Annotated in this window: 19 protein-coding genes; 5 read left to right on the top strand and 14 right to left on the bottom strand. The window is 74.4% G+C overall.

The window, feature by feature from the left end:
* Positions 1-5: 5 nt before the first annotated feature.
* On the bottom strand, positions 6-908 hold the full coding sequence (locus E4622_RS19590; protein WP_134741846.1) for an aminoglycoside phosphotransferase family protein: 903 nt from the start codon (positions 906-908) through the stop codon (positions 6-8).
* A 254-nt stretch (positions 909-1,162) separates the two neighbouring features.
* On the opposite strand from E4622_RS19590, the gene E4622_RS19585 reads away from it, so the two are divergent.
* Positions 1,163-2,590: a sugar transferase gene (locus E4622_RS19585; RefSeq protein ID WP_134741845.1), complete on the top strand. Its 1,428-nt coding sequence runs from the start codon at positions 1,163-1,165 to the stop codon at positions 2,588-2,590.
* Here E4622_RS19585 and E4622_RS19580 read toward each other — a convergent pair.
* The 7 genes from E4622_RS19580 to E4622_RS19550 all read right to left on the bottom strand — a co-directional run bounded on the left by E4622_RS19580 (position 2,553) and on the right by E4622_RS19550 (position 12,349).
* On the bottom strand, positions 2,553-3,659 hold the full coding sequence (locus E4622_RS19580) for a glycosyltransferase (protein WP_280633785.1): 1,107 nt from the start codon (positions 3,657-3,659) through the stop codon (positions 2,553-2,555). The genes E4622_RS19585 and E4622_RS19580 overlap by 38 nt on opposite strands.
* A gap of 26 nt (positions 3,660-3,685) precedes the next feature.
* Positions 3,686-4,954 carry a polysaccharide biosynthesis tyrosine autokinase gene (locus E4622_RS19575; RefSeq protein WP_134741843.1) on the bottom strand — a complete coding sequence of 423 codons (1,269 nt, stop codon included), beginning with the start codon at positions 4,952-4,954 and terminating at the stop codon, positions 3,686-3,688.
* Between the two features lie 172 nt (positions 4,955-5,126).
* Positions 5,127-6,197, bottom strand: coding sequence for a glycosyltransferase (locus E4622_RS19570; protein ID WP_134741842.1), 1,071 nt, complete (start codon positions 6,195-6,197; stop codon positions 5,127-5,129).
* Positions 6,185-7,309: a glycosyltransferase family 4 protein gene (locus E4622_RS19565; protein ID WP_167736161.1), complete on the bottom strand. Its 1,125-nt coding sequence runs from the start codon at positions 7,307-7,309 to the stop codon at positions 6,185-6,187. Before E4622_RS19565 ends, E4622_RS19570 begins: the two co-directional genes overlap by 13 nt.
* Positions 7,310-7,314: 5 nt before the next feature.
* Positions 7,315-8,637 carry an O-antigen ligase family protein gene (locus E4622_RS19560; protein ID WP_134741839.1) on the bottom strand — a complete coding sequence of 441 codons (1,323 nt, stop codon included), beginning with the start codon at positions 8,635-8,637 and terminating at the stop codon, positions 7,315-7,317.
* Positions 8,634-9,449 (bottom strand): polysaccharide deacetylase family protein, encoded by an 816-nt coding sequence (locus E4622_RS19555; RefSeq protein WP_134741837.1) that lies wholly within the window; start codon positions 9,447-9,449, stop codon positions 8,634-8,636. Before E4622_RS19555 ends, E4622_RS19560 begins: the two co-directional genes overlap by 4 nt.
* Positions 9,446-12,349: an oligosaccharide flippase family protein gene (locus E4622_RS19550; RefSeq protein WP_134741836.1), complete on the bottom strand. Its 2,904-nt coding sequence runs from the start codon at positions 12,347-12,349 to the stop codon at positions 9,446-9,448. The genes E4622_RS19555 and E4622_RS19550 overlap by 4 nt, the downstream gene beginning before the upstream one ends.
* A gap of 148 nt (positions 12,350-12,497) precedes the next feature.
* Between E4622_RS19550 and E4622_RS19545 the strand changes: the two genes are divergently transcribed.
* Positions 12,498-13,220: a hypothetical protein gene (locus E4622_RS19545; RefSeq protein ID WP_134741834.1), complete on the top strand. Its 723-nt coding sequence runs from the start codon at positions 12,498-12,500 to the stop codon at positions 13,218-13,220.
* Between the two features lie 66 nt (positions 13,221-13,286).
* Here the strand turns inward: E4622_RS19545 and E4622_RS19540 are convergent, their stop codons facing one another.
* Entirely contained in the window at positions 13,287-14,036 is a 750-nt protein-coding gene (locus tag E4622_RS19540) for a hypothetical protein (RefSeq protein WP_134741832.1), read from the bottom strand.
* A gap of 168 nt (positions 14,037-14,204) precedes the next feature.
* On the opposite strand from E4622_RS19540, the gene E4622_RS19535 reads away from it, so the two are divergent.
* Positions 14,205-15,263 carry a GNAT family N-acetyltransferase gene (locus E4622_RS19535; RefSeq protein WP_134741830.1) on the top strand — a complete coding sequence of 353 codons (1,059 nt, stop codon included), beginning with the start codon at positions 14,205-14,207 and terminating at the stop codon, positions 15,261-15,263.
* On the opposite strand, the gene E4622_RS19530 is transcribed toward E4622_RS19535, so the two are convergent.
* Both E4622_RS19530 and lepA read right to left on the bottom strand, forming a co-directional pair.
* Positions 15,193-16,077, bottom strand: coding sequence for a cupin domain-containing protein (locus E4622_RS19530; protein ID WP_134741828.1), 885 nt, complete (start codon positions 16,075-16,077; stop codon positions 15,193-15,195). The two genes, E4622_RS19535 and E4622_RS19530, sit on opposite strands and share 71 nt — an antisense overlap.
* A 161-nt stretch (positions 16,078-16,238) precedes the next feature.
* Positions 16,239-18,137, bottom strand: coding sequence for a translation elongation factor 4 (gene lepA, locus E4622_RS19525; protein WP_134741827.1), 1,899 nt, complete (start codon positions 18,135-18,137; stop codon positions 16,239-16,241).
* Positions 18,138-18,180: 43 nt separating this feature from the next.
* Here lepA and E4622_RS19520 point away from each other — a divergent pair, with 43 nt between their 5' ends.
* Both E4622_RS19520 and rpsT read left to right on the top strand, forming a co-directional pair.
* A complete protein-coding gene (locus E4622_RS19520) occupies positions 18,181-19,128 on the top strand; it encodes a phosphotransferase (protein ID WP_134741825.1) in 948 nt (315 codons plus the stop codon).
* Positions 19,129-19,265: 137 nt separating this feature from the next.
* Positions 19,266-19,526, top strand: a complete 261-nt coding sequence (gene rpsT / locus E4622_RS19515) for a 30S ribosomal protein S20 (RefSeq protein ID WP_134741823.1) — start codon at positions 19,266-19,268, stop codon at positions 19,524-19,526.
* 176 nt (positions 19,527-19,702) lie between these two features.
* On the opposite strand, the gene holA is transcribed toward rpsT, so the two are convergent.
* The 3 genes from holA to E4622_RS19500 are packed head-to-tail and all read right to left on the bottom strand — an operon-like array spanning position 19,703 to position 24,031.
* On the bottom strand, positions 19,703-20,677 hold the full coding sequence (holA, locus tag E4622_RS19510; RefSeq protein WP_134741821.1) for a DNA polymerase III subunit delta: 975 nt from the start codon (positions 20,675-20,677) through the stop codon (positions 19,703-19,705).
* Between the two features lie 52 nt (positions 20,678-20,729).
* Entirely contained in the window at positions 20,730-23,009 is a 2,280-nt protein-coding gene (locus E4622_RS19505; RefSeq protein ID WP_134741819.1) for a ComEC/Rec2 family competence protein, read from the bottom strand.
* A gap of 11 nt (positions 23,010-23,020) precedes the next feature.
* The gene (locus tag E4622_RS19500) at positions 23,021-24,031 is read right to left on the bottom strand and encodes a helix-hairpin-helix domain-containing protein (protein WP_209022022.1); all 1,011 of its coding nucleotides are present in this window, start codon (positions 24,029-24,031) and stop codon (positions 23,021-23,023) included.
* Positions 24,032-24,159 lie beyond the last annotated feature (128 nt).

Here is a 24,159-nt window from a genome sequence, read left to right as displayed (position 1 = left end):
CCCGGTCAGTCCTGGACGGCCTTCGCGATCGCGAGGCAGGTCGTCAGCCACTCGTCGTCAGGTGCCCCCGGTCGGGCCTCGAGCTCCCACTGGACGTTCTGGAGCATCCGCACCACGACCCAGTCCCTGGCCCGGTCCTCGTCGAGGCCCGCGGCGTCGACCGTCGCGTGGAAGCGGCGCCGCACTCCCCCGCGGACGTCGCCGGCGAGCTCGTCGAAGCGGTTCCAGAGCAGCGGGGCGACCTCGTAGTGCGGGTCACCGCTCATCGGCTTGGGGTCGATGGCCAGCCACGGCTCGCGCTCCCCCGCCAGCACGTTGGCGTAGTGCAGGTCGGTGTGGACCATCGTCCCGACGCTCGCCGGGTCCGCCACGAGGTCCCGGCCGAGGGAGACCGCCTGCTCGACCAGCCGGCGCGGGACCGGTGCGCTGCGGGGCAGCGCGCCGAGGCGGGCCCCCCACCGCTCGACGTACGACGTGAGGGTGCGCAGCTGCGGCGGCGCCGGGAGGTGCAGCCGTCCGTACAGACCGGCCACGACCTCGCACGCCTCCAGGTCCCACAGGTCGGTGAGGTCGCCGACGCCCAGTCGCTCGAGCAGCAACGCCCGGCGCCGTGGGTCGGCACGCAGGAGGGCGACAGCGCCACGGCCGTGCCAGTGCTGCAGGGCCAGGGCCTCGTGCTCGCTCTCGTCGTCGGGGAAGGCGAGCTTGAGCATGGCGGCGACCCCGTCCGCGCGGACCGGCTGCACGAGCGCGGTGCGCCCGTGAGTCGCTGGCCCGTCGAGCACCAGGTCCCACTCCGCCAGCAGGTCGCGCAGCAGTCGCGGGAGCGCGTCGACGAAGGCACCCCAGAGGGGGCCCCGCGCCGCGAACGCCTGCACGCCCGCGGGGAGATCGAGCGGCGACACCACGTCCCGGAGCCTCTCAGATGTGTGGTGGGCCACGTTCGCCCCCTCGGCCGTGACCTCGCCTGACCTGCGCCGTTGACCTCGATGTGACAACAGCGTCGCGATCTTGTTGACTAGACGTGACTAGTTCGAAATGACTATGCATCTTGGTCAGTTCGGACCATGCATGGCTCCCTGGTGGATGTATTGGGGGGCGCGGGCCTCTGCCCGCGCCTGCCAGGGGCCAAAGCGAGGTCATATCCTGGGGGGGATACCGCATGAACGCACGACCGATCGACCTGATGCCGTGGCTCACGAGCATCCGTCCGCTGCTCACGCTCGTGGACCCGCTGGCCGTCGTCCTGGCCGCGCTCGTCGTCCGCGACCACGTGAGCGCCGCGTCCGTCGCAGGCGCCGCGCTGGCGGCGATGTTCGTCAGCCGCGCCAGCGACCTGCACCGCTCGCGGCTGGTGCTCTCGGTGCTGGAGGAGCTGCCCAAGCTGGCCCTCGGCGCCGCCGTGGCCGCGCTGGTCCTGGTCGCCGTCGCTCCCCTCGGGGGCCTCGGCGGACGACCTGCCTGGTCGGTGCTGGCGCTGTTCGCGGCGTCCATGTTCGCGCTCCTGGTGGTGCTGCGCACCGCCGTCTACACCGCGGCGCACGCCCTGCGGCGCAGCGGCCGGGCCGCTCACCCGGTCATCATCGTGGGCTCCGGCGTCGTGGGTCGCCGCCTCGCGGAGGCCTTCCTGGCCCACCGCGAGTACGGCCTGACCCCGGTCGGCATGATCGACTGCGCTCCCGACCTGCACGCGCGCGACCTGCCTGTCCCGCTGCTGGGCGGCATCGACTCGCTGGAGCGAGCCATGGTCGACCTGGGGGTCGACGACGTCGTCTTCGCCTTCCCCGGTCCGCCGGACCACCACACCATCGACGTCGTCCGCCGCTGCGTGCAGACCGACCGCCAGGTCTTCGTCGTGCCCCGCTTCTTCGAGATGATGGGCGTCGACCGGCACCGCCGCACCGAGGTCGTCCGCGACGTCGCCGTGATGCGGCTGCGCCGCAGCGCCCTGCGCTCGCGCACGATGTTCCTCAAGCGCGTCGGTGACGTGCTGATCTCCTCGGTCGCCATGGTGCTGCTCTCGCCGGTGCTGGCGATCATCGCGCTCGCCGTCCGGGTCGAGACCGGTCCGGGCGTGATCTTCCGCCAGACCCGCGTCGGCCTGCACGGGCGGACCTTCACCCTGTTCAAGTTCCGCTCCCTGAAGCCGGCCTCCACCGAGGAGAGCGCGACGACCTGGAACATCGACCACGACGACCGGCTGGGCCCGATCGGTCGCTTCCTGCGCCGTACGAGCCTCGACGAGCTGCCGCAGCTGGCCAACGTCTGGCGCGGCGACATGAGCCTGGTGGGCCCGCGACCCGAGCGGCCGCACTTCGTCCGCGAGTTCTCGCGGTCGCAGGAGCGCTACGAGGACCGGCACCGCGTGCAGACCGGCATGACCGGGTGGGCCCAGGTCAACGACCTGCGCGGTGACACCTCGATCGACGACCGGGTGCGCTTCGACAACTTCTACATCGAGAACTGGTCGCTGTGGGGCGACGTGAAGATCATGGTCCGCACCGTGCGCGCCGTGCTGCGCGCTCCCGGGTCCCGGACCAAGGTCCTCGCGCTCACGTCCCCGGCGACCGAGGAGCGGCGAGCCGCCTAGTCACCTCGGCGACGGCCCGCGCGGCGTGGGTCGCGTCGTGGTGCGCCTCGACGTGCGCCCGGCCCGCCAGGCCCTCGGCCGTGGCGCGCGCCGGGTCGAGCAGCCTGAGGGCGAGGGCGTCGGCCAGCGCGGCAGGGCTGCCGGCGGGTACGACGGCGCCGGCTGAGACGGGCACGCTGTCGGCCACGCCGGTGACGTCGGTGGCGACCACGCTGCGAGCGGTGGCCATGGCCTCCAGCGGCACCAGCGCCATGCCCTCCCACCGCGAGGGCACGGCGACGACGTCGGACGCCGTCAGCCAGGACGCCACGTCGGGCCGGGTCCCGACCAGGCTCACGCCCGCCAGCTCTCCCGCGCGCCCCTCGAGCTCGGCGCGGTCGGGTCCGTCACCGACCAGGACCAGCCGGGCCCCGGGGACCAGCGCCCGCACCTGCGGCCAGGCGGCCAGCAGGTCGGTCTGCCCCTTCTGGGGCGCCAGGCGGCCCACGCAGACGACCGTGGGGCCCTCAGGGAGCCCCAGCGACGTCCGCGCCGACGCCCGGTCGGCCGGGCCGCCCGGTCGCAGCTGCGCCAGGTCGACGCCGTTGGGGACGACGGTCGTCGCGGCCACGACGCCGTGCGACTCCCCCAGCGCCCGCTCGGCCTCGCTGACGCAGACCAGCTCAGTGGTCCACCGGACCGCCCGGCGCTCCCACGCGAGCGAGCCGGCCCGCACGGGCCCGGACGCGGCCAGGAACGACCACGCGTGGGGCTGGAAGACGGTGGGCACCCGCCCGCGCAGGACCAACCGGCCCGCCAGGCCCGCCTTGGCGCTGTGCAGGTGCACGACGTCGGGCCGGCTCGCGGCCACGACCCGGGACAGCGTGGCCGTCTCGTGCACGAGGCGGGGCCCCGGGGCACGACGGGCCCGCCAGGTCAGCACCCGGGCTCCCACGGCCGCGGCCTCGGCCCCCAGCCAGCCGGTGTCGGGGCAGGCGAGCGTGACGTCCCAGCCGCGGGCCACCTGGTCGCGGACGTAGTCCAGGGCGACCCGGGCGACGCCCTCGGTGGTGGGCGCCGAGACGTGCAGGACGCGCGGGGCGACCGGTCCCCGGCTCAGCCGGGGACCCGCTCGGCGCGGCGGGTGACCAGGACGATGCCCAGGAGCCGGACCCCGACCGTGCGCACGCGCTCGGCGTGCGTCCGCAGCTGGTCGGCGGACACCGCGCCCTCGGGCACGGCCAGCAGCATCGAACCGCCCATGGCCATCACCCGGGCGTCGTCGCACACGTCCAGCGGCGGCGCCAGGACCACGACCACGTCGAAGCGGGCGGCCATCTGGTCCATGGTGGCGGCGAACCGGGTCTCGATGAGGGTCTCCGTGGGCTCCCCGCCCCAGCTGCCCGACGGCAGCACGGTGAGCTGGCCGACCGGGCCGGGACTGAGCGCGGAGTCGAGGTCGGCGCCGGTCAGCACGTCGTAGAGTCCCGCGGTGTCGGGTCCGCCGACGATCGGCTTGCCGTGGCGCTCGCCCATGCGACCGTCGACCAGGAGCACCTTGCGCCCGACGTTGGCCAGCGAGATCGCCAGGTTGGCCCCCAGCCAGACGTTGACGTCGGCGCTGGTCACACCCGTGACGACGACCCGGCTGACCGGGTCGGTGCTGGCCTCGGCCTCCAGCGCGATGCGCAGCTGCCGGAAGACGGCGGCGGCGCTGGTGCCGGGGTAGAGGGCGGGCAGGGTCGTGGGGTCGCGCGGCGCGGCCACCTGCGCGAGCACCGGGGCGACCGCCACCTCGGCGATGACCTCGGGGCCGTCGACGTTGCGGGACCGTCGGTCACGCAGCAGCGCGGCGGCGACCGCGAGGATCACCGCGAGGAGCGCCCCCACGCCGATGCCGAGCAGCAGGTTGGGGCTGGAGTACGTCGCCGGGGGCTGCGCGGGGTTGCTGGTGCTGAAGAGGAAGGCGCCGTTGCTCGGGTCGTGCAGCGGCAGCACGTCGGCGACGATGTTGGCGATCTTGGCGGCGCTCTCGGGGTCCTGGTCCTCGACCGTGATCTGGACCAGGATCGTCCCGTCGACCCACATGCCGCTGATCGAGCTGCGCAGCTGCTCGAGCGAGCGGTCGACGTCCAGCCGGGCCCGCACGTCCTCGAGGACCGCGCGCGAGTTGGCGATCTCCCCGAGGGTGCCGCGCAGGTCGTTGAGGTCCTCGCTGCTGGTCGTGCTCTCAGGCGCCGCCGTGGCGGCGACGGTCGCGGTGGAGGTGTAGACCCTCGGCGCGGCCATCAGGCCGGCGGTCACCGCCGCACCCGTGAGTGCCAGGATCAGCACCACGAGCAGTTTCTGGCGCCACAGCGCCCCCCCGATGTCACGCAGCTCCACTGGTCATCCTCACTCGTGCCGGTACATCCCCTAGCCGACCGGAGGGGACTCCGGCCGTACTGCCCCCCGTGTGAGACACACACGTGCACGAGGATCAGTCCCCGACCGGTTTGCGTGCCGGTGGACCAGACCATCGAGCACTCCCCAGCCTACGCGACGGTGCGCCACCGGGCTAACCAGTGCGGATGGCATAGAGGGAGCGGTAGGCCGCCAGCATCGCCGCCGACGTGAACCGCTCCTCCCACAGCGCCCGGCCGGCGCGACGCATCGCCTCACGCCGCACGGGGTCGTCGAGCACCCGCGCGACGCCTCGAGCCAGCTCGGAGGCCGAGCCGGGGGCCACCAGCTCGACGGTCGCGGCGTCCAGCGTGCGCAGGCCGCCCACCGCGGACGCCACGACCGGGACCCCCGCCGACATCGCCTCGAGCACGCTCACCGGCAGCCCCTCGCGGTCGCTGGCCAGCACCAGGACGTCGCTGGCGCCCAGCAGCCGGTCGACGTCGCGCCGGTCCCCCAGCAGCGTCACCCGGTCGGCGAGGCCGGCGTCCGTGACGCGACGGGCCACGCCGGCACGCTCCGGTCCGTCGCCGGCCACGAGGAGCTGGGCGTCGCCGGGCAGCAGGGACCAGGCGTCGACGAGCAGGTCGTGACGCTTCGGCGCCGCCAGGCGCGCGACGCAGAGCACCACCGGGCGGTCGGGGTCCAGCCCGAGCTCGCGCCGGGCGACGGCACGCTCGGGAGGTGCCACCCCCGCGGTGGCGTTCTCGACGACCTGCACCCGCCCCCCGTCGAGCCCCGCGCCCACGAGCCGGTCGCGCACATCGGAGGAGACCGCGACCACCACGTCCGCACAGCGGCCCAGCAGCCGGGCCGCCTGCGGGTAGTCGTCGTCCGCGAGTCCGTGGACCGTGCAGACGAGCCGCGGTCGCCGACCCACCCGGACGAGGCCGAGGCGGGCGGCCAGGGCGGCTCGCACGTTGTGGGCGTGCACCACGTCGACCGGACGCCGGCGAAGCTCGCGCCGGATGCCCAGCACCGCCCGCAGGAGCGAGCGCGGGTCACGGGCGCGCAGCGGCACGGTGAGCGTCGCGATGCCGTCGGCGGCGAGCAGGTCGGCCCGCCAGCCGCCGTTGCTGACGACCGTGACCTCGTCGCCGGCGGCCGTGAGCCCGCGGGCGAGGTCGTCGACCATCGTCTCGGCGCCGCCCGAGCCGAGCTCGGCCACGACCATCAGCGCGCGCACGACCGGGCCTTCGCGTAGCTCTCCAGCAGGCCGTCCAGGCAGTGGTCCATCGTGTAGCCGTCCAGGACGCGGGCGCGGGCCGACTCCCCCATCCGGCGGCGACCGGACGGGTCCCCGGCTAGCGTGCGCAGGCCCTCGGCGAACCCGGCGACGTCGCCGGCGGCGCACAGCACGCCGTCCACGCCGTCACGCAGCACCTCGGGCACGCCACCGACGGCCGACGCCACGGCCGGGAGACCGCAGGACATCGCCTGCAGCAGGGCCAGCGGGCAGTTCTCGGCCGCCGAGGTGAGCGCGAAGAGGTCGGCACGGGCGAACACCGGGGCCGGGTCGTGCAGTCGCCCCAGGAGCGAGACCCGACCGGCGAGCCCCGCCTGGGCGACCCGACGCTCGACGTCGGGCAGCAGCGGGCCGTCGCCGGCCACGAGGAGGCGCAGGTCGGGGACCCGCTCGGCGGCGTCGAGCAGGACGTCGACCCGCTTGACCTCGCCCAGGACCCCCAGCCAGAGCGCGGTGGGCGGGCGCGACGGCGTACCGGCGGAGGCGGGGGTGGGCGCGAAGCGGACCGGGTCCACGCCGTTGGGCACGACGTCGACCCGCGCCGGGTCGAGCCGCACGTGGTCGAGCGCGAAGCGCGCCACGGCCGTGCTCGGCACGACGACCCGGGCGCGGCTCCAGCGGGTCACGGCCCGCTCGCCGTCGAGGTAGTAGAGGCGGTCGCGGCGCCGCCGGGGGGCCGCGAGCGCGTTGCCGGGCACCAGGTCCGAGAGCCCGTCGGCCACCCCGTGCAGGGTGTAGACGACCCCGGCCCCGCCTAGGTTGCGGGCCAGGAGGCGCCCCACCCAGCCGGCGCGCCGGTCCTGCAGGTGGACGACGTCGGGACGCAGCGAGACGAGGCGTCGCGCCACCCCGGCGCCGCCGGCGAGATCCTTCTTGGTGGCCATCTCGAGGGGGTGCCAGGTCACGCCGGCCGCTCGGGCTCGCGCCGTCCCGTCGGACTCGGGTCCGATGACGTGGCTCTCGTGGCCGCGACCGGCGAGCCCGACGGCCACGTCGACGGCGTGGTCGACCGGTCCCCCGGCCCGCTGGGTCAGCAGCTGGACGACGCGCACGCCGCTCACTCCTGCTCCGGCGCGGCGGGCACCCCGGTCGCGCCGGTCGCGCCGAGGGCCGCCCCCAGTGCCGCGAGCAGCCAGAGCGGCAGGAAGTACTGCTCGGTGACGAACGCCGCCGCGACGGCCGTGCCCAGCAGGGCCACGCAGACCGCGCCCCCGAGGGGATCGCGCGTGCGCCGCCAGTGGGACCAGGCGCCGAGGTAGGCGGTCACCAGGATGGCGAGGAAGACGACCAGGCCCAGCAGCCCGGTCTCGGACGACACCTCGAGGTAGGTGTTGTGGGCGACGTCGAGGGTGTGGTTGATGTTGAGCGGCAGGGAGTCGGCGAAGTCGCGGTGCTGCTGGCTGAACGAGCCGGGTCCCAGTCCGAGGACCGGGTTCTCCAGCGTCATGCGGCCCGCGGACTGCCACAGGTCGAGGCGCTCGGAGACGTTCTGGCCGGCGACGTGCTCCTTCTGCGACAGGCTGGTCTCGATGAGCTGGGGGAAGGCCGTCAGCACGACCAGCAGCGCGACGACGGAGAGGGCGCCGAAGCCGAGGGCCACCTTCCACCGGACCAGGCCCATCAGCAGCGCCGCGACGGCGACCACGGCGAGCCCCAGCAGCGCACCTCGCGAGAGCGTGCCGAGCACGGCGAGCAGGATGACGCCCGCGGCCAGGTCGTAGACCCACGGGCGGCGCGCGGAGCCGCGCAGCGCGAAGGCCAGCGGCAGCCCGGCCAACAGGAAGAACGCCAGGTCGTTGGGGTCCCCGATGGGACCGCCCACGCGCCGGTCCTCGCCCATGATGTACTCCGCGATCCCGCAGGCCGAGGCGACCGCGCAGGAGAGCACGTAGACCCGGGCCACCCGAGCGGGAGGGAGGCCGGCGCGCATGACGTCGGTGAGCACCGCGAGCACGGCGAGGAAGCCGGCGTAGCGCAGGAGGACGTCGATGCTGGCCTGGCCGTTGGTGTGCAGCGCCGTCGCGGCGAGCAGCACGGCCACGAAGGCCAGCGCGCAGACCAGGACCGGGTTGCGACCGCCGTCGTGCAGGCGGCCCAGGCAGCGGCGCAGGAGCCAGGCGCCCACGAGCAGCAGGGCGAGGCCCTTCATCACGCGGGGGTCGACCGGCACGAGGTAGTCCTCGAAGACCGCCGTGCCCACGACCGCCAGGGCCGCCCACTCGATGCGCAGCAGCAGGGCCACGACCACGACGAGCGCCATCACGCCGACGAGCGCGGCCATCGGCGCGAAGCCGGCCAGCAGGCCGAGCACGGGGGCGGCGACGAGCGCGCCGAGGACGAGACCGCGGCTGCTGGTCCGGGTCGCGGGCGCCGTGGTCACCACGGGGTCTCCTGGCGCCGCATGGTGTCCAGCGGGCGCAGGACGGTGTAGCCGCCGTCCAGCAGCGGACGGAGGTCGCGGGGGTCGTGCGGCACGAAGGCCCGGCGCAGCGAGTGCTTCGGGGTGCGGGCGGTGTTGAGGCCGCGGTCCACGGTGATGCCCGTGACGTAGCCGGCCTCCTGGGCCGCACGGCGTACGCCGGGGTCCCAGCCGCCGGTCGGGTAGGCCACCGAGGTGACGGGGCGGCCCAGCAGGTCCTCTAGCGCGGTGCGGGACTCGACCAGCTCGCGCCGGAGCTCGCGCGTGCCCAGGCGTGGCAGCCAGGGATGGCTCACCGTGTGGGACCCGATGTCCAGCCCGTCGTGGGCCGCGGCCACCAGCTCGTCGGCGCTGACGAGCCGCAGCCCGTCGTGGTCGGGCTGTCCCAGGTCCCAGGGCAGGCGGCGGTCGGCGCCGAGGTAGCCCGAGACGGCGTAGAGGGTGGCCGGGAAGCCGCGCTCCTTCAGCAGCGGCCAGGCCACCTCCACCACGCTCGCGTAGCCGTCGTCGAAGGTCAGGGCGACGGCGCGGTCCGGCAGGGTGCCCGCGTCGAGCCGCGCCACGGCCTCGTCCAGGGCGAGCACCCGCGCCCCCCAGGCCTCGAGCTCGTCGAGGTGGTGGCGGAACGCGCTCACCGGGGTCGACAGGTCGCCGCAGTGGTCGTCCACGCGGTGCCAGCCGATGAGGGTCAGCCCGCAGTCCCGGCGCAGTCGCCGGGCCGCGGCCGTGAAGGGGCTCAGGGCCCTGCCCAGGACCCGGACCTCGGGTCTCATGACGGCCTCCGGAGCAGTCGCCCGGCGTCGCGCAGGTGCTCGCGGTCCAGGACCCAGACGGGGACCGCGAAGGCGAGCACGCCGATGGTGCCCACGACCAGGAGGTTCAGCAGGGACGGCTGGTCGACCGGGAACACCTGGCGCACGGCCAGGACCACCACGGTCATGACGAGGGCGCCCGTGGCGGCGGGACGCAGCGACAGCGCGAGCCGGCGAAGGGAGAAGCCGCTGACGAAGACGCGCGCGAGCACCAGGGCCACCAGCGACACCACGGTGGCCGCCGCCACCTGCCCCACGGCGACCGCGGTGATGCCGCGGTGCGCCACGGCCAGCAGGGTGCCCAGCAGGAGCAGGAGGTGCGTGAGGCGCAGCAGCATCGAGACGCCCGGCCGGCCGGCCGCGTTGAGCGAGGTCTGCACGAGCTGCCCGACGCTCAGCAGCGCGGCGTAGAGCGCCAGCCAGCCGACCACCGGGACGCCGGGGGCCCACTTGTCGCCGAGCAGCACCAGGTGGTCGGAGAACACCGCAAGGCCCACGCACAGCGGGGCGATCAGGGTGAGGGTCGCGGTCATCACGACCGTGGCCGCCCGGCCGAGGTCCTGGCCGCGCATGCGGCACAGGTAGGGGAAGGCCGCGCCGGTGGTGACCACGACGATCATCAGGTAGGGCATGAACGCCAGGCGGAAGCCGAGGGAGTACTGGCCCAGGGCCACCGCCCCGAGCACTCGGGCCACGATCAGGTAGTCCACGTTGAGCTGGACCAGCTCGAGCAGGTTGGCGCCGGCGTAGGGACCGCCGTAGGACAGCAGGCCGCGCGCGTCCTGGGTGTTCCACCCGGGCAGGACCGGCGGGTGCACCACCCAGCTGAGCAGCAGGGTGAGGACCGCCTGGACGACCTGGCCGACCACGAGCGCCATCACGCCGCTCCCCTGCGTCACCAGGACGATCGCCACGGCCGCGCCGACCATCGAGGAGACGGTGTCGGGGATGATGCGCCGCAGGAACTCCAGCCGCCGGCGCAGCAGCTCGTTGGTGACCGCGGCGACCGACACGAACGGCAGCGTGACCGTCAGGCCCCGGATGACCGCCGCCCCGCCGTCCTCGGCGTGCAGGGCGCCGGCGAGCCACGGTGCCGCGAGCCAGAGCATCCCCGCGAGGACCGCACCCATCGCGGCGCCCACGGTCACCGCCGTGCGGGCGGCGCGCTGGACGTCACCGCGCCAGTAGACGAGCGCGGAGGCGGTGCCGAGGCTGGTCACGACCAGGGAGATGTTGGCGACCAGGGTGCCGAGCGCGACGAGTCCGAGCGACGAGGGCGCCAGCATCGCCGCGAGCGTGAGCAGCACGATCGTCTGGGAGCCCTTGACCGCCACGCCGTTGGTCGCGAGCCACAGCGCGCCGCGGGCGGTGCGACCGGCCTCCGCGGACGTCGTCGGCGGCTCGCTGCCGCCCGCGGCGTCCACGCGGTCCTCGGGGTGCCCGGGGTCCGCGGCACCGGGCACGAGGGCCGCGTCGACGGCGGCGAGGTGGCGCGCGAGCGTCTCCTCGCCCAGGTCGTGCAGGGAGCGGTTGCGCAGGTAGAGCACGACGGCGGCCACGGCCAGCGCGAGGCGCTTCGGCCGGTCCCAGTCGGCCCAGCGACGGCCGGCGACGACGGTGTCGGCGAGCGGCTCGACGTCGTCGACGAGCGCGAGGATCTGCTCGGTGGGCAGCTGTGCGGAGTCACCGGCGCTGCGCAGGGCCGGCATGAGCAGGTCGTCCATCCCCTGCGGGGCGTCGGGCGAGGCGTTGTCCCAGTCGATGACGGTGCGGGTCGCCCCGTAGATGAGCACGTTGCCGGGCCAGAGGTCGCCGTGGCACCAGGTGGTCGGGAGCCCGCCCTCGAGGTCGCGCAGCACCGCGGTCCAGCGCTCCTGGTGCTCGGGCGGCACGACGGCCGCCGCCCCGCCCCACGTGTCGGCCCACCCGGGACCGGTCGCGCCGGTGACGTGGGCCGAGAGCACCTGGGCGACGTCGTCGGCGACCTGCCACTGCTGCTCCGGGCTGGGCCAGGGCCAGGTGAGGGCACCGCGTCGCCGCGGGGTCCACTCGGTGGCGACCCAGGGCCGCTCGTGGGTGCGTCCACGGGCCAGGACGGTCGGCAGGTACGGCGCCATCGCCGGGACCTGCTCGAGCACCTGGGTGGCCCGGTCGTTGTCGGCGTCGCGGTCTCGGGCCGGGTCGGTGACCGACACCCGCACGGCCACGTCGCCGTCGGGCCGGCGCACGCGCAGGACGGCGTGGCCGGCCGTCGCGACGCCCACGAGCCGACCCGGCACGCCGGTGGCGCGCTCGAGGTCCCGGATCACCTCGTCGGCCAGGGTGGGCAGGGACGGCCCGGCGAGGCTCAGCCGCGGCGCGGAGGCCGGTCGCCCGATGGCCAGGGCGACCCGTCGCCGCAGCCACGGGACGGGGCCGCTGGTGACGTTGACCGGCCAGCCGCGGCGCCAGAGGACCTCCGGGCTCTCGGCGCTCGGGTGGACGACGTGGTCGCCGGTCTCGCCCAGCACGGCGAGGACGCCGTCGCCGGCCAGCAGGGGCCGGACGTGCTCGGGGTCGTGGGCGCGGGAGTCGACGACCACCAGGCCCGCGGCCACCGGGGCGTCGTCACCGGCGGACCAGTCCGCGGGAAGCGCCGTCGCGCCCGGGTAGGCCGCCAGCAGGTGCGGGGTCAGCTCGTCGGTCACCGCCAGCACGACCGGCCCGTTTGGGGCGGCGGGGAGCAGCACGGCGAAGGCCGCGAGCCGGTCCCCGACGGTCCAGTGCGGAGCCGCGGGTGCGGCGGCGCCGGACGCGTCGCCGGGGGTGCCGTCAGGGGTGGGGAGGGCAGGTTCGAGCGCCGAACGTGCCCCCCGTGCCATGTGGTCCCCCCACCGTGTCGCAGCGTGCGTGCGGATCGTCGGACCGAGGACCGGTCCCCGCGTCGCGACGTACCCGCCTAGGATAGGCGCGCCGGGGCATTTCCGGCAGCCGACGAATCCGGGGGGATCGATGCGCAGACGCTTCGTCATGGCTATCGCGGGAGTGATGGTCGGCCTCGTGGCCCTGTCCGGATGCTCCGACATCGCAGCCCAGCTCTCCGGCGAGCAGGTCACCGATCCTGAGCTGTCCGAGAAGCTCGTGTCCCCGCTGCTGGAGACCGTCTCGTGGGGCGAGGTCGACGGCATGCTCTCGGTCGTCGTGCGCAACCCCGGCGACCGCACCCTGCGCCACGCGACCGCGGTCTTCGTGGCGCGCGACGCCGACGGCGTCACGGTGGGCTCGTCCACCTCGTCGGAGAAGAAGGGCACCTGCTGCACGGTCTACGACCTCCAGCCGGACGCGGAGTACGGCTTCTACTTCGACGTGGGCGTCGACGCCGGGCAGGTGGCGGAGGTCGAGGTCAACTACCGCGACGTGGCCTGGCGCAGCGGCAAGACCGAGCCGGTCCCGGCGATGCGCGGCGCCCCGGTGGCGCTGACCGCCAACACCCTGGGCGCCGTGGTCGTCGCCGACGTCACGACGCCCGCGAGCCCGGTGCGCCAGGCCATCGCGCAGGCGTTCCTCGACGGGCCGGACGGCGAGTTCATCGCCGTGGTGTCGGGCCGGTGGACGTGCTTCGCGCCGGGTGTGCCCCGCCGCATCCAGATGCAGCTCTACCACCCGCTGCCGGCGGGCACCACGGTCGACTCGGTGGTGGCCTACCCGGTCGGCGAGGACGTGGCGCACCCCGAGCCGGACTGCCGGTCCTGAGCGACCGAGGAGCCCGGCCCGGTCGGGGCCGGGCTCCTCGGACCGGGCCGGGCTCTCAGGCGCGGATCAGGCCTGCGAGCTGGCGCGGAAGAGCCATCCGAGCGGACGGGCGCCCTGGTCGTCGCGGCGGTCCTCACGCTGGAGGTAGGCCGTGTCGTGCGGCACGACCTGCGTCTCGGCGGTGCGCTCAGGGGCGTACTGCTCGGGCGCCACGACCTCGGGCAGCATCGACGACGGTGCGGGAGCCGGAGCCGGAGCCGGAGCGGGCTCGGTGCGGACGCCCTCGAGCGTGCCGAGCATGGAGCCCACCGAGCGGAGGGCCACCTGGAGGTGGCTCTCGACGTCCTGGAAGCCCGCGCGGAGCTCGCCCAGGGCGTCCTCGGTGCGCTGCCGGACGCCGTCGGCCTCGGCGTGGGCGCGAGAGACGATCTCGGCGGCCTCGTCGATGGCCTCGACGCGCATCTCGGTGGACAGCGCCTGCGCCTGCGTCAGGATCTGGTCGGCCTCGGCGGTCGCCTGCTCCTTGATGCGGTTGGCCTCGGCGCGGAGCGCATCGACCTCGCGCAGCCCGCTCAGGGTCTGGCGCAGCGCCTTGGCGCGCTCACCGGCGGTGGACGGGCCTGCGGCGGGCGTCTCCGCGGGTGTGATGGCCTCCGCGGCCGGCGCGGCCGGCGCGGCGAGCGCCTCGGTGGACGCGATCGGTGCTGCGGCCTCGGCCGTCGGCGTGGTCTCCGCGGATGGCGTGACCTGCTCGGACGGTGTGGCAGCGCGTCGGATCATCGACGGCTGCTCGTGCGTGGTCGTGTCGTCGGACATTGCTTTCTGTTCCCCCCAGTCGGTAGGTCGAGTCGCGGCACCCAGGGTGCGCGGATAGACCTTCTAGCTCCTTACACCATAGGTCGGCGAGCGCCTCGTCACCACCCCGCGGGCGTCGAGAGCGTGGTGGTCAGTGTCACGTCGCCGGATGCCGACTAGGGTCGTCCCGTGCCGGCGACCGGGGGGATCTCGCTGCTCGTCGTGGACGAGCTGGGTCCGCGTGCCGCAGAGTGGGACTCACTCGTGTCACAGCAGCCACTTCCGTCACCGTTCCTGCGCACCTCGTGGCTGGAGTCGGTCACCGACCGGCGCGTGCGCGTGACCCTGCTCGTCCTCGAGGAGGGCCGCCTGCTCGGCGGCGTGGCCCTGGTCCGGGACCGCCTGCTGGGCGTCGAGCGCTACCGGTTCGCCGGCCAGGGCGTCCTGTGCCCCGACCACCTCGACCTGGTCGCAGCCCCCGGACGCGAGCGCGACGTGCAGGCGACGATCCGGGGCTGGTTCGCGGCGCCTGGCGCTCGCGTCCTGGACCTGGTCGGGCTGGCCGAGGGATCGCGGCTCGCCGCCGCCCTGCCGGGCTCGGCGACGCCGGTCGACCTGGCGCCGTACCAACCGCTCACCGAGGACGACTACCTCGCGTCGCGCTCCTCGAACTTCCGCCGCGCCACCCGCAAGGCGGATCGGCGCATGACCGAGGACGGCTACGTCCACACGCAGGTGGCGCCGGCGGACCTCCCGGCGGCCTTCGGCGAGCTGCGCCGGCTGCACGAGACCCGGGACGGGCGGGGGCCGCTCCTCGAGCAGCTGCCGACGCTCGCCGAGGCGTTCACCGCCGCGGTGGCCCGCGACGAGGCGCGCGTCGACCTGCTCGCCTCCCCCGAGGAGGTCGTGGCGGTGTCCCTCGCGTTCACCTGCGACGCCCGGCTCAGCCTCTACCAGGTCGCGCGGTCGCTGGACCACGAGCACCGCAGCGCGGGGACCGTGCTGCTGCACCGCGTGATCGTGGACGCCCACGCGGCCGGTGCCCGGGAGCTGGACATGCTGCGCGGCGACGAGGCCTACAAGGCGTCGTTCGCCGACCACTCCCGGACGGTGCTGAGGCTGCGCGTGGGCCACGGCCTCCTCGGCCGGGCCGTGGTGGCCGGCTGGGGCGCAGCGGTCAGTGGGAACCGACGCTTCCGGACCCTCCGAGACCGAGCCGCCGCTTGGCGCCGCCGTAGGCCTTCATGAAGCCGACCTTGGCGCGGTCGCGGCCCGAGGACCGGCCGTAGGGCTGAGGGCTGACGCCGAGCTTCTCCACCTTGGTGTTGAAGGCCTGCACCAGCGACTCGCCCTCGTTGTCGTCGTTGAAGAAGGTGACGGTCATCGACAGCGACGTCTTGTCGTAGTTCTTGATCCAGTGCGGGGTGTAGGGCGGGATGTAGCAGCCGTCGCCCGGCCCGATCTCGTACTCCGCGGTGACCTCGGGCAGCGTGTCGAAGCGGCCGAAGTCGCCGTTCCAGTACGACTTGATGTGGCGGGCGCGCTGCTCCTCGTCGGCGAACTTGCCGAAGCCCAGCAGGCGGGTGCCCTGCAGCTGCATGCAGAAGCTGTGCTCGATGTCGAAGTGCGCGGCGGTGACCGCCTGCGGCGAGCTCGCGAACAGGAAGCCCATCCGGCGGCGCAGGCTGGCGGCGGGCAGGCCCGAGGTCGCGGCCATGCCGTCGATGATCTCGTCGATGAGCACCTGGTAGCGGTCGGCCTGCTGGATGTGCAGCAGCGTGAACCACGAGCTGTTGACCGCGATGTCGCGGATCTGGGTCGCGATGTCGTCGACCGTGACGGCGACGCTCTCGGCGGAGCCGGCCGCCAGCGGCTTGTCGCCGATCTCGGCGGAGACGGACGCCGGCGGCAGCTCGGCGCCCAGGTCGGCGATGGCGTCGAGCGTGAGCAGCGGGTGCCCGGCCAGGTTGTGGCGGAAGCGCGTGGGCGTCCGGCTGGCCAGCTGCTGCTGGAACGTGCGGTCGACCTGCGGACCGATGGTGTCGTGCGATGTCGTGCTCATGGATCCCCCATAGATGTGAGGCCCCCCAGGACCCTCGTGCGGACGTGACGGACGGTCGGACCGACCGGTCACGTGCTCCAACGTACCCGCTGCTGGCCGTCCTACTCCTGGCAGAACGAGCGGGCTCTCACGAGGTGACGCCGCGCGCAGCGTGAGCCGCGCTACTTCTTGCCGGACTTCTCCCCGCTGGGGGCGTTGGAGAGCGCGGCGATGAACGCCTCCTGGGGGACCTCGACGCGGCCGACCATCTTCATCCGCTTCTTGCCCTCCTTCTGCTTCTCCAGCAGCTTGCGCTTGCGGGTGATGTCACCGCCGTAGCACTTGGCGAGCACGTCCTTGCGGATCGCGCGGATGTTCTCGCGGGCGATCACCCGGGCGCCGATCGCGGCCTGGATCGGCACCTCGAACTGCTGGCGCGGGATCAGCTCCTTGAGCTTGCCGGCCAGCATCACGCCGTAGGAGTAGGCGGCGTCCTTGTGGACGATCGCCGAGAACGCGTCGACAGGCTCGCCCTGCAGCAGGATGTCGACCTTCACCAGGTCGGCCGCCTGGTCGCCCGAGCGCTCGTAGTCGAGCGAGGCGTAGCCCTTGGTGCGCGACTTGAGCGCGTCGAAGAAGTCGAACACGATCTCGCCCATGGGCAGCGTGTAGCGCATCTCGACGCGGTCCTCGGAGAGGTAGTCCATGCCCTGCAGGTTGCCCCGCTTGTTCTGGCAGAGCTCCATGATCGTGCCGATGTAGTCCGACGGGCTCAGGATCGTGGCGCGGACGACGGGCTCGCGGACCTCGGAGATCTTGCCGCCGTCGGGGTACTCGCTGGGGTTGGTCACCTCAATGACCGAGCCGTCCTCCATGACGACCTCGTAGACGACGTTGGGCGCCGTCGAGATCAGGTCGAGGTTGAACTCGCGCTCGAGGCGCTCGCGCACGATCTCCATGTGGAGCAGGCCGAGGAAGCCGCAGCGGAAGCCGAAGCCCAGGGCGCCGGAGGTCTCCGGCTCGTAGGCGAGCGCGGCGTCGTTGAGCTGGAGCCGCTCGAGGGCGTCGCGCAGCGTCGGGTAGTCGTCGCCGTCGATCGGGTAGAGCCCGGAGTAGACCATCGGGTTGGGGTGCTTGTAGCCGCCGAGCGCCTCACTGGCCCCGTGGTGCTGGCTGGTGACGGTGTCGCCGACGCGCGACTGGCGCACGTCCTTCACGCCGGTGATCAGGTAGCCGACCTCGCCGACGCCCAGGTCGCTGGACTTCACGGGCTCGGGGCTGATGACGCCGACCTCGAGCATCTCGTGCACGACGCCGTTGGACATCATCTTGATCCGGTCGCGGTGGCTGAGCTTGCCGTCGACGACGCGGACGTAGGTGACCACGCCGCGGTAGGTGTCGTAGACCGAGTCGAAGATCAGCGCACGCGGCGGGGCGTCGGGGTCGCCGACGGGGGCCGGGGTCTGCAGGACGATCTCGTTGAGCAGCGCCTCGACGCCCAGGCCCGTCTTGGCCGAGGTGCGGAGCACGTCGGAGGGGTCGCAGCCGATGATGCCGGCCAGCTCGGCGGCGTACTTCTCGGGCTGCGCCGACGGCAAGTCGATCTTGTTGAGGACCGGGATGATGTGCAGGTCGGCGGCGAGCGCGAGGTAGAGGTTGGCCAGCGTCTGGGCCTCGATGCCCTGCGCGGCGTCGACCAGCAGCACCGCGGCCTCGCACGCCTCGAGCGAGCGGGAGACCTCGTAGGTGAAGTCGACGTGGCCGGGGGTGTCGATCATGTTGAGCACGTAGGTGCCGGGCTCGGCGCCCTGGTCGTTGTCGACCGGGACCGTCCAGGGCATCCGCACGGCCTGGCTCTTGATCGTGATGCCGCGCTCGCGCTCGATGTCCATGCGGTCGAGGTACTGCGCGCGGGCGGCGCGGGCGTCGACCACCCCCGTCAGCTGGAGCATGCGGTCGGCGAGCGTCGACTTGCCGTGGTCGATGTGCGCGATGATGCAGAAGTTGCGCAGGATCGCGGGGTCGGTGTGGCCCGGAGGGGGCGCGGCAGGCGGCGTGGACACGATGCCCGATCCTCCCATGCCGGTGGGTGGGAGTGAGAATCCGTTTGCCCGTGCCGGGAGGATGAGCGGCGTGATCCCGTCCCCCCTCCCCCACGGCCGGACCGCGCGACGCCTCGAGTGGGCGCACCTGCCGCCCCTGGTGCGCGCCCTCGTGGAGCGGCGCTGCGGCTCCCCCGTGGTCGACGCGCGCTCGCAGGGCGCCGGCTTCACCCCGGGCTTCGCCTCCGTGCTCACCTGCCAGGACGGCTCGCGCCACTTCGTGAAGGCCGCCTCGGCCAAGGCGCAGCGGATGTTCGCGCACTCCTACCGCGAGGAGGCGCGCAAGCTCGCGGCGATCCCGGCCTCCGCGCCGGCACCGCGGCTGCTGTGGGTGCACGACGCCGACGACTGGGTGGTCCTGGGTCTGGAGCACGTCGAGGCGCGCAACCCGCGCCGACCCTGGCGCCCCGCCGACCTCGAGGCGTCCGTGGCGATGCTCCAGCGGGCCGCCCAGGCGCTGACGCCGGCGCCCGCCGGGCTGGACCTGGACCTGTTCGCGGTGGAGTTCGCCGACTTCCCCGGCTACTGGGACCACGTGCGGGCCACGCGCCCCGACCTGCCGCACCTCGAGGAGGCCGCGGCGCTGGCCGCGCGCTTCGCCGACGTCACCTCGGGCAGCACGCTGGTGCACACCGACGTGCGCGACGACAACATCCTGGTCCGGCCCGACGGCACGGCCCTGCTGTGCGACTGGAACTGGCCGGTGGTCGGCGCCGCCTGGCTCGACACGGTCTTCCTGATGATCGGACCGCGCGGCGACGGCGTCGACGTCGACGCCGCGCTGGCCGCGGCGCCGCTGACCGCCGAGGTGCCCGCGGAGCACGTGGACATCGTGCTGGCGCTGCTGGCGGCGTACTTCCTCAAGCAGGGCGACGAGCCGGTCCCGCCCACCTCGCCGCACCTGCGCGAGGCGCAGCGCTGGCAGGGTGAGGTGGTCTGGGAGTGGCTCTGCGAGCGGCGAGGCTGGTGACCGGGCGCGGTCGCGACGGCGGATTTGGGTGGCCGAGCGGCGCGCTGCTAATCTTGTCCGTCGCGTGATCCGGCAGCACCTGCGCCGACCGCACACCAGACCTGAGACAGCATCCACCCGGAGACGAAGGCACACCTGTGGCGAACATCAAGAGCCAGATCAAGCGCAACAAGCAGAACGAGAAGGCGCACGAGCGCAACAAGGCGGTCAAGAGCAACCTCAAGACCGTCGTGCGCAAGTTCCGCGAGGCTGCCGAGGCCGGCGACAAGGACCAGGCCATCGCCCTGAGCCGCGACGCCGCCCGCAAGCTGGACAAGGCCGCCTCCAAGGGCGTCATCCACAAGAACCAGGCCGCCAACCGCAAGTCCTCGATCTTCAAGAAGGCCGCGTCGCTCTGACCCGCGTCCTCTCCTGACCCGTCCGAGTTCCTCGGGCGGGTCAGTGTCATTTCCGGGCGTTGCTGCGGGCCGGACCGGCGGGGTAGTCCCTGACGTTCGTGTCATCGACACGCGCATTTCGCGACACGATCGTCAGGGACTACCCGTCACGGCGGGCTCAGCGCGAGGCGGGGCGGTCAGCGGTGGTCGCGCAGGGCGGTGACGGTGAGGACGAGTCGCTCGAGGGTGTAGGAGGGGTCGCTGGCGGCGCCCTTGATGTCGGCGTCGGCCTTGGCCACCGCCCGGATCACCCGCGACAGCCCGGTCTCGGACCAGCCGCGGGACTGGTCGCGCAGGGAGCGCAGCTTCCACGGGGGCACGCCGACCTCGCGGGCCAGGTCGGCCTCGCGCATGCCGCGCACCGCACCCTGGTAGCGGGCCAGCCCGCGGGCGCTGCCGGCGAAGGCCGAGGTCACCAGCACCGCGGCCGTGCCGCCGTCGAGCGCCCAGCGCAGCTCCTCGAGCGCGGCTTGCCGCTTGCCCGAGAAGGCGGCGTCGGCCACCGCGAAGGACTTGGCCTCGGCCCGGCCCCCGAAGTACTGCTTGACCCGCTCGACGGTGAGCGGCTGGCCGACGAAGTCGTTGGTGAGCTGGTGGGCGGCGGCCGAGAGCGAGCGCAGGTCGTGGCCGACGGCCGTGACCAGGAACGACGCCGCCTCCTGGTCGATGGCCGAGCCGAGCTGGCGGACCTCGTGGGTCACGAAGCCGGCGAACTCCGAGGGGCGCAGCTCGTCTGACTTGGACTCGCTGACGCCGGCCAGCTTGCGCAGCTTAGTGAGCACGCCCGAGCCCTTCTGGCCTCCACCGTGGGCCAGGACCAGCGCGACGTCGTCGGCCGGGTCGGCGGCGTAGCCCAGGAGCCCGTCGACCGACTCCTCCGGCAGGTGCTCGAGGTTGCGGACGACGACGCAGCGCACGGTGGAGAACAGCGACGGAGCGGACAGCTCCCCCAGCGTGCCGAGGGTGAGGTCGGAGGCCATGGTCTCGGAGAGCTCGGCCTCGGGGTCGTGGGCACGGACCGCGGCCCGGACGCCGGCGATGGTGCGCTCGTTGAGGAACTCCTCCTTGCCGGTCACGAGGGTGACCCGACCGAGGACGTCTCCGGCGCGCATGTCGTCAGCCTCCCACAGACCGCCGACGGTCCTCCGGCAGGGCACGCGCCGGTCAGCGGGTCGCCGTGGACACGCCGTCGCCGTCGGGCACGACGAGGACGTCGCCGTCGGTGTCGGTGCGACGCACCTCGCTGCCGTGGTCGGCCAAGGCGTCCAGGACGACGTCGGCGGGGTGGCCGTAGTCGTTGTCGGCGCCGACCGAGACCAGCGCCACCTCGGCGTCGAGCGAGGTGAGGAAGCCCAGGTCCTGGTAGCGGCTGCCGTGGTGGGGCACCTTGAGCACGTCGACGTCCAGACCGACGAGGCTGCGGGCGAGGGCCGCCTGGCCCTCGGGCTCGAGGTCACCGGCGAGCAGGAGCCGGACCCCGCGCACCTCCACGAGCAGGACCACGCTGGCGTCGTTGGCGCGGCTGCCGTCGCCGGCGCCGACCTCGGTGCGGTCCGGGGGCGGCCACAGCACCTGGAGGGTGACGTCGCCCAGCGTGCGCGTGACGCCGTACGGCGCGAGCACCGGCACGAGCCCGGCGGCGTCCGACTCCTCCCCCACCTGCGCCACCCCGCCGGGCGGGTCGAGCATCCGGGTCGTCTCGACCGCACCCACCCGGCGGCCGTCGAGCACCCCGCTCAGTCCGTCGACGTGGTCGGCGTGGAAGTGGGTCAGCACGACGAGCGGGACGTCGTCGACACCGAGCCGGTCCAGGCAGGCGTCGACCGCCCCGGGGTCCGGGCCGGCGTCGACGACGATGCCGGCCGACGGGGACGTGCGCACCACCAGGGCGTCACCCTGGCCGACGTCGCACATCGCGAGCACCCACCCGGGGGCCGGCCAGCCCGGCGTCGGGAGGCGCACGGTCACGACGACCACGAGGAGCGCGAGCAGGGCGGCGGCCGACGCCGGGCGGCCGAGCACCCGGGGCATGAGCAGGACCAGGACGACGCACATCGCCGTGAGGGCCACCAGCGCGACGGCCCCGGAGCCCCAGTCGAGCGCCGCCCCGGGCAGGTCCGCACCGCGGCGGGCGACGGCGACGATCCAGCCCACGCACCAGGCGGCGAGCGTGCCGAGAAGGCGACCGCCGGGAGGGACGAGGAGTCCCACGAGCCCGCCGGCCAGGCCGAGCACGGTCGCCGGACCGACCAGGGGCGCCACGGCCAGGTTGGCGGCCACCGCCACTAGGCTGACCTGGCCCGAGAGCCCCGCGACCACCGGCGTGCACGCCAGCTGGGCCGCGGCGGGGACCGCGACCGCCTCGGCCGCCCAGCGCGGCAGCCACCGCGCGAGCGCGTCCCGCCAGTCGGGGGCCAGCACGACGATGCCGGCGGTGGCGAGCACCGACAGCGCGAACCCGGCGGTCATCGCCAGCCCCGGCTGGACCAGGAGCAGCGCCACCACCGCCAGCCCCAAGGCCCGGAAGGCGCGCCTGCGACCGTCGACCCCCATCGCCACCAGACCGATCGCGCCCATCACCGCGGCGCGCAGCACGCTGGGCTCGGTGCGGGCGAGGAGCACGAAGCCGACGATCCCCGCCGCCCCGACGACGTGCAGCCAACGCCCGCGGACCCCGCACCACCGGGCCAGCAGCAGCAGGAACCCCACCACCAGCGTGAGGTTGGTCCCGGAGACTGCCGTGAGGTGCGTCAGCCCGGTGGTGCGGAAGTCGTCGGCCAGCCCCGGGTCCAGGCCGGCGTCGTCCCCGTCGACGAGCGCCGGCACCAGCGCGCGCTGGTCGGCGGGACGATGCGCCACCGCGTCGCGGATCCCCCGACGGACCACGGCCGCGCCGCGCCACCACACGTCGGGTGGCGCCCGCAGCGTCGGGTCCCGTGCTCCGGTGAGCACCCCGGCCAGGTCGTCGCCGTCGGCCGGCACCAGGACGCCCGACGTGGTGACCGTCGCTCCCAGCGGCGTCCGCGCCCACGCCTGACCGCCGATCACCAGGACCGGCGTGGCGAGGGCGTGGGTGCGGCCGCGCCCGGTGACCGAGCGGACCTCGAGGCGGACCACCACCTGCTCGGCGAAGCGGCCTGCGACCGGTCGCGGGTCGGAGACGACGGTGCCGGTGACGCTCGCTGCCGCGCGCTCGTGCGCGAGCGCGCCCACCGGGTTGTCGCTCACCGCCTGGACCCGGAGCAGGGTCGCGCCGGCCACCGCAGCGGCCACGAGCACCATTCCGAGGAGGGTGGGCGACGCGCGCCGGGCCGCCACGAGCGCGACGGCGCCCACCCCCAGCCAGACCCAGGCGCCCAGCTGGTGCGCGGCGACGCCCGCGAGCCACCCGGACGCCGCGAGCAGGGGCAGGCGCAGGTCGTGCCCGCCGACCGCTGGCGTCACCGGCCTCTCCCTCAGATCGTGACGTAGGGCGCGATCTTGGCCAGCGTGGCGTCGCCGATGCCGTCGACCTCGAGCAGCTCGTCGACCGAGGAGAAGCCGCCGTGCTCGGTGCGCCAGGCGAGGATGGACTGCGCCGTGACCGGACCGACTTCGGGCAGCGTCTCGAGCTCGGCCTGCCCCGCCGTGTTGAGACTGACCAGCGCCGGCACGGCCCCGCCGGGACCGGGCGCCCCCGGCACCTCGGAGACGCCGGGACCCCCCACCGCCGGACCGGCAGGCGCCCCCACCAGGACCTGCTCCCCGTCGACGAGCACGCGCGCGAGGTTGAGGGACGCCAGGTCCACGCCCGCCCGAGCTCCACCGGCCGCCTCGATCGCGTCGACCACGCGAGCCCCGGCGTCCAGCACCTGGATGCCGGGGCGGCGTACCTTGCCCGCGACGTCGACGGTCACGCTCGCTCCCGCGCCGCCCGCCGGCCCTCCGCTCGGTGAGGCACCGGACGGCGAGACGGCGGGCGGCGAGGGCACGGGCTGCTCGGCCACCGAGACCAACGCACCGCTCGCGGCGGGCAGCGAGGGACCTGCGGTGGCCGGCTCGGGGTCGCCCCGCACCACCCACCAGGTCGTGACGGCCAAGCCCACGGCGACCAGCACTGCCACGACGGTCACCTGCATGGGTCCCAGCCAGGCGCGCCCGCGCAGTGGCTCGGGCACCGCCGCGGCCAGCACGCGACGCCGGCGCGCCGCGTGGCGACCGGGGACGGGAACCGGCGGGGGTTCCCCCGCCGGATCCTCCGGCGGGGGCGGGGCGGGAGGGTCGACCGTCGGGGGCACGACCACGAGTGGGCGGCGGGCAGGGGCGACGCGAGTGTGCCCGTCCCACCACTCGCCGCCGGCCGCGGGCGCCACGTCGCGCGCGTCCGCGGCCCCCGGCACGTGGGTGGCGGACAGCTCGGCGCTCAGCTGGGCCAGCCGTCGCGCCACCGCCTCGTCATGCTCCTGCTGGGCTCGTCGCGATCGCATGGGAGGGACGCTAGGCAGGCCGCCGGACGGCGGGCCCCGGCGACGCCGCGAGCTGTGGACGACCCGCACGGGCGACGTACCTGTGGACGACTCGCGGCGCGTGGCTCAGGAGACGTGGGCGGGGGCGC

This window comes from Nocardioides sp. 503 (assembly GCF_004522095.1).
Lineage (GTDB): Bacteria > Actinomycetota > Actinomycetes > Propionibacteriales > Nocardioidaceae > Nocardioides.
This window is presented reverse-complemented; position numbering and strand designations above follow the sequence as displayed.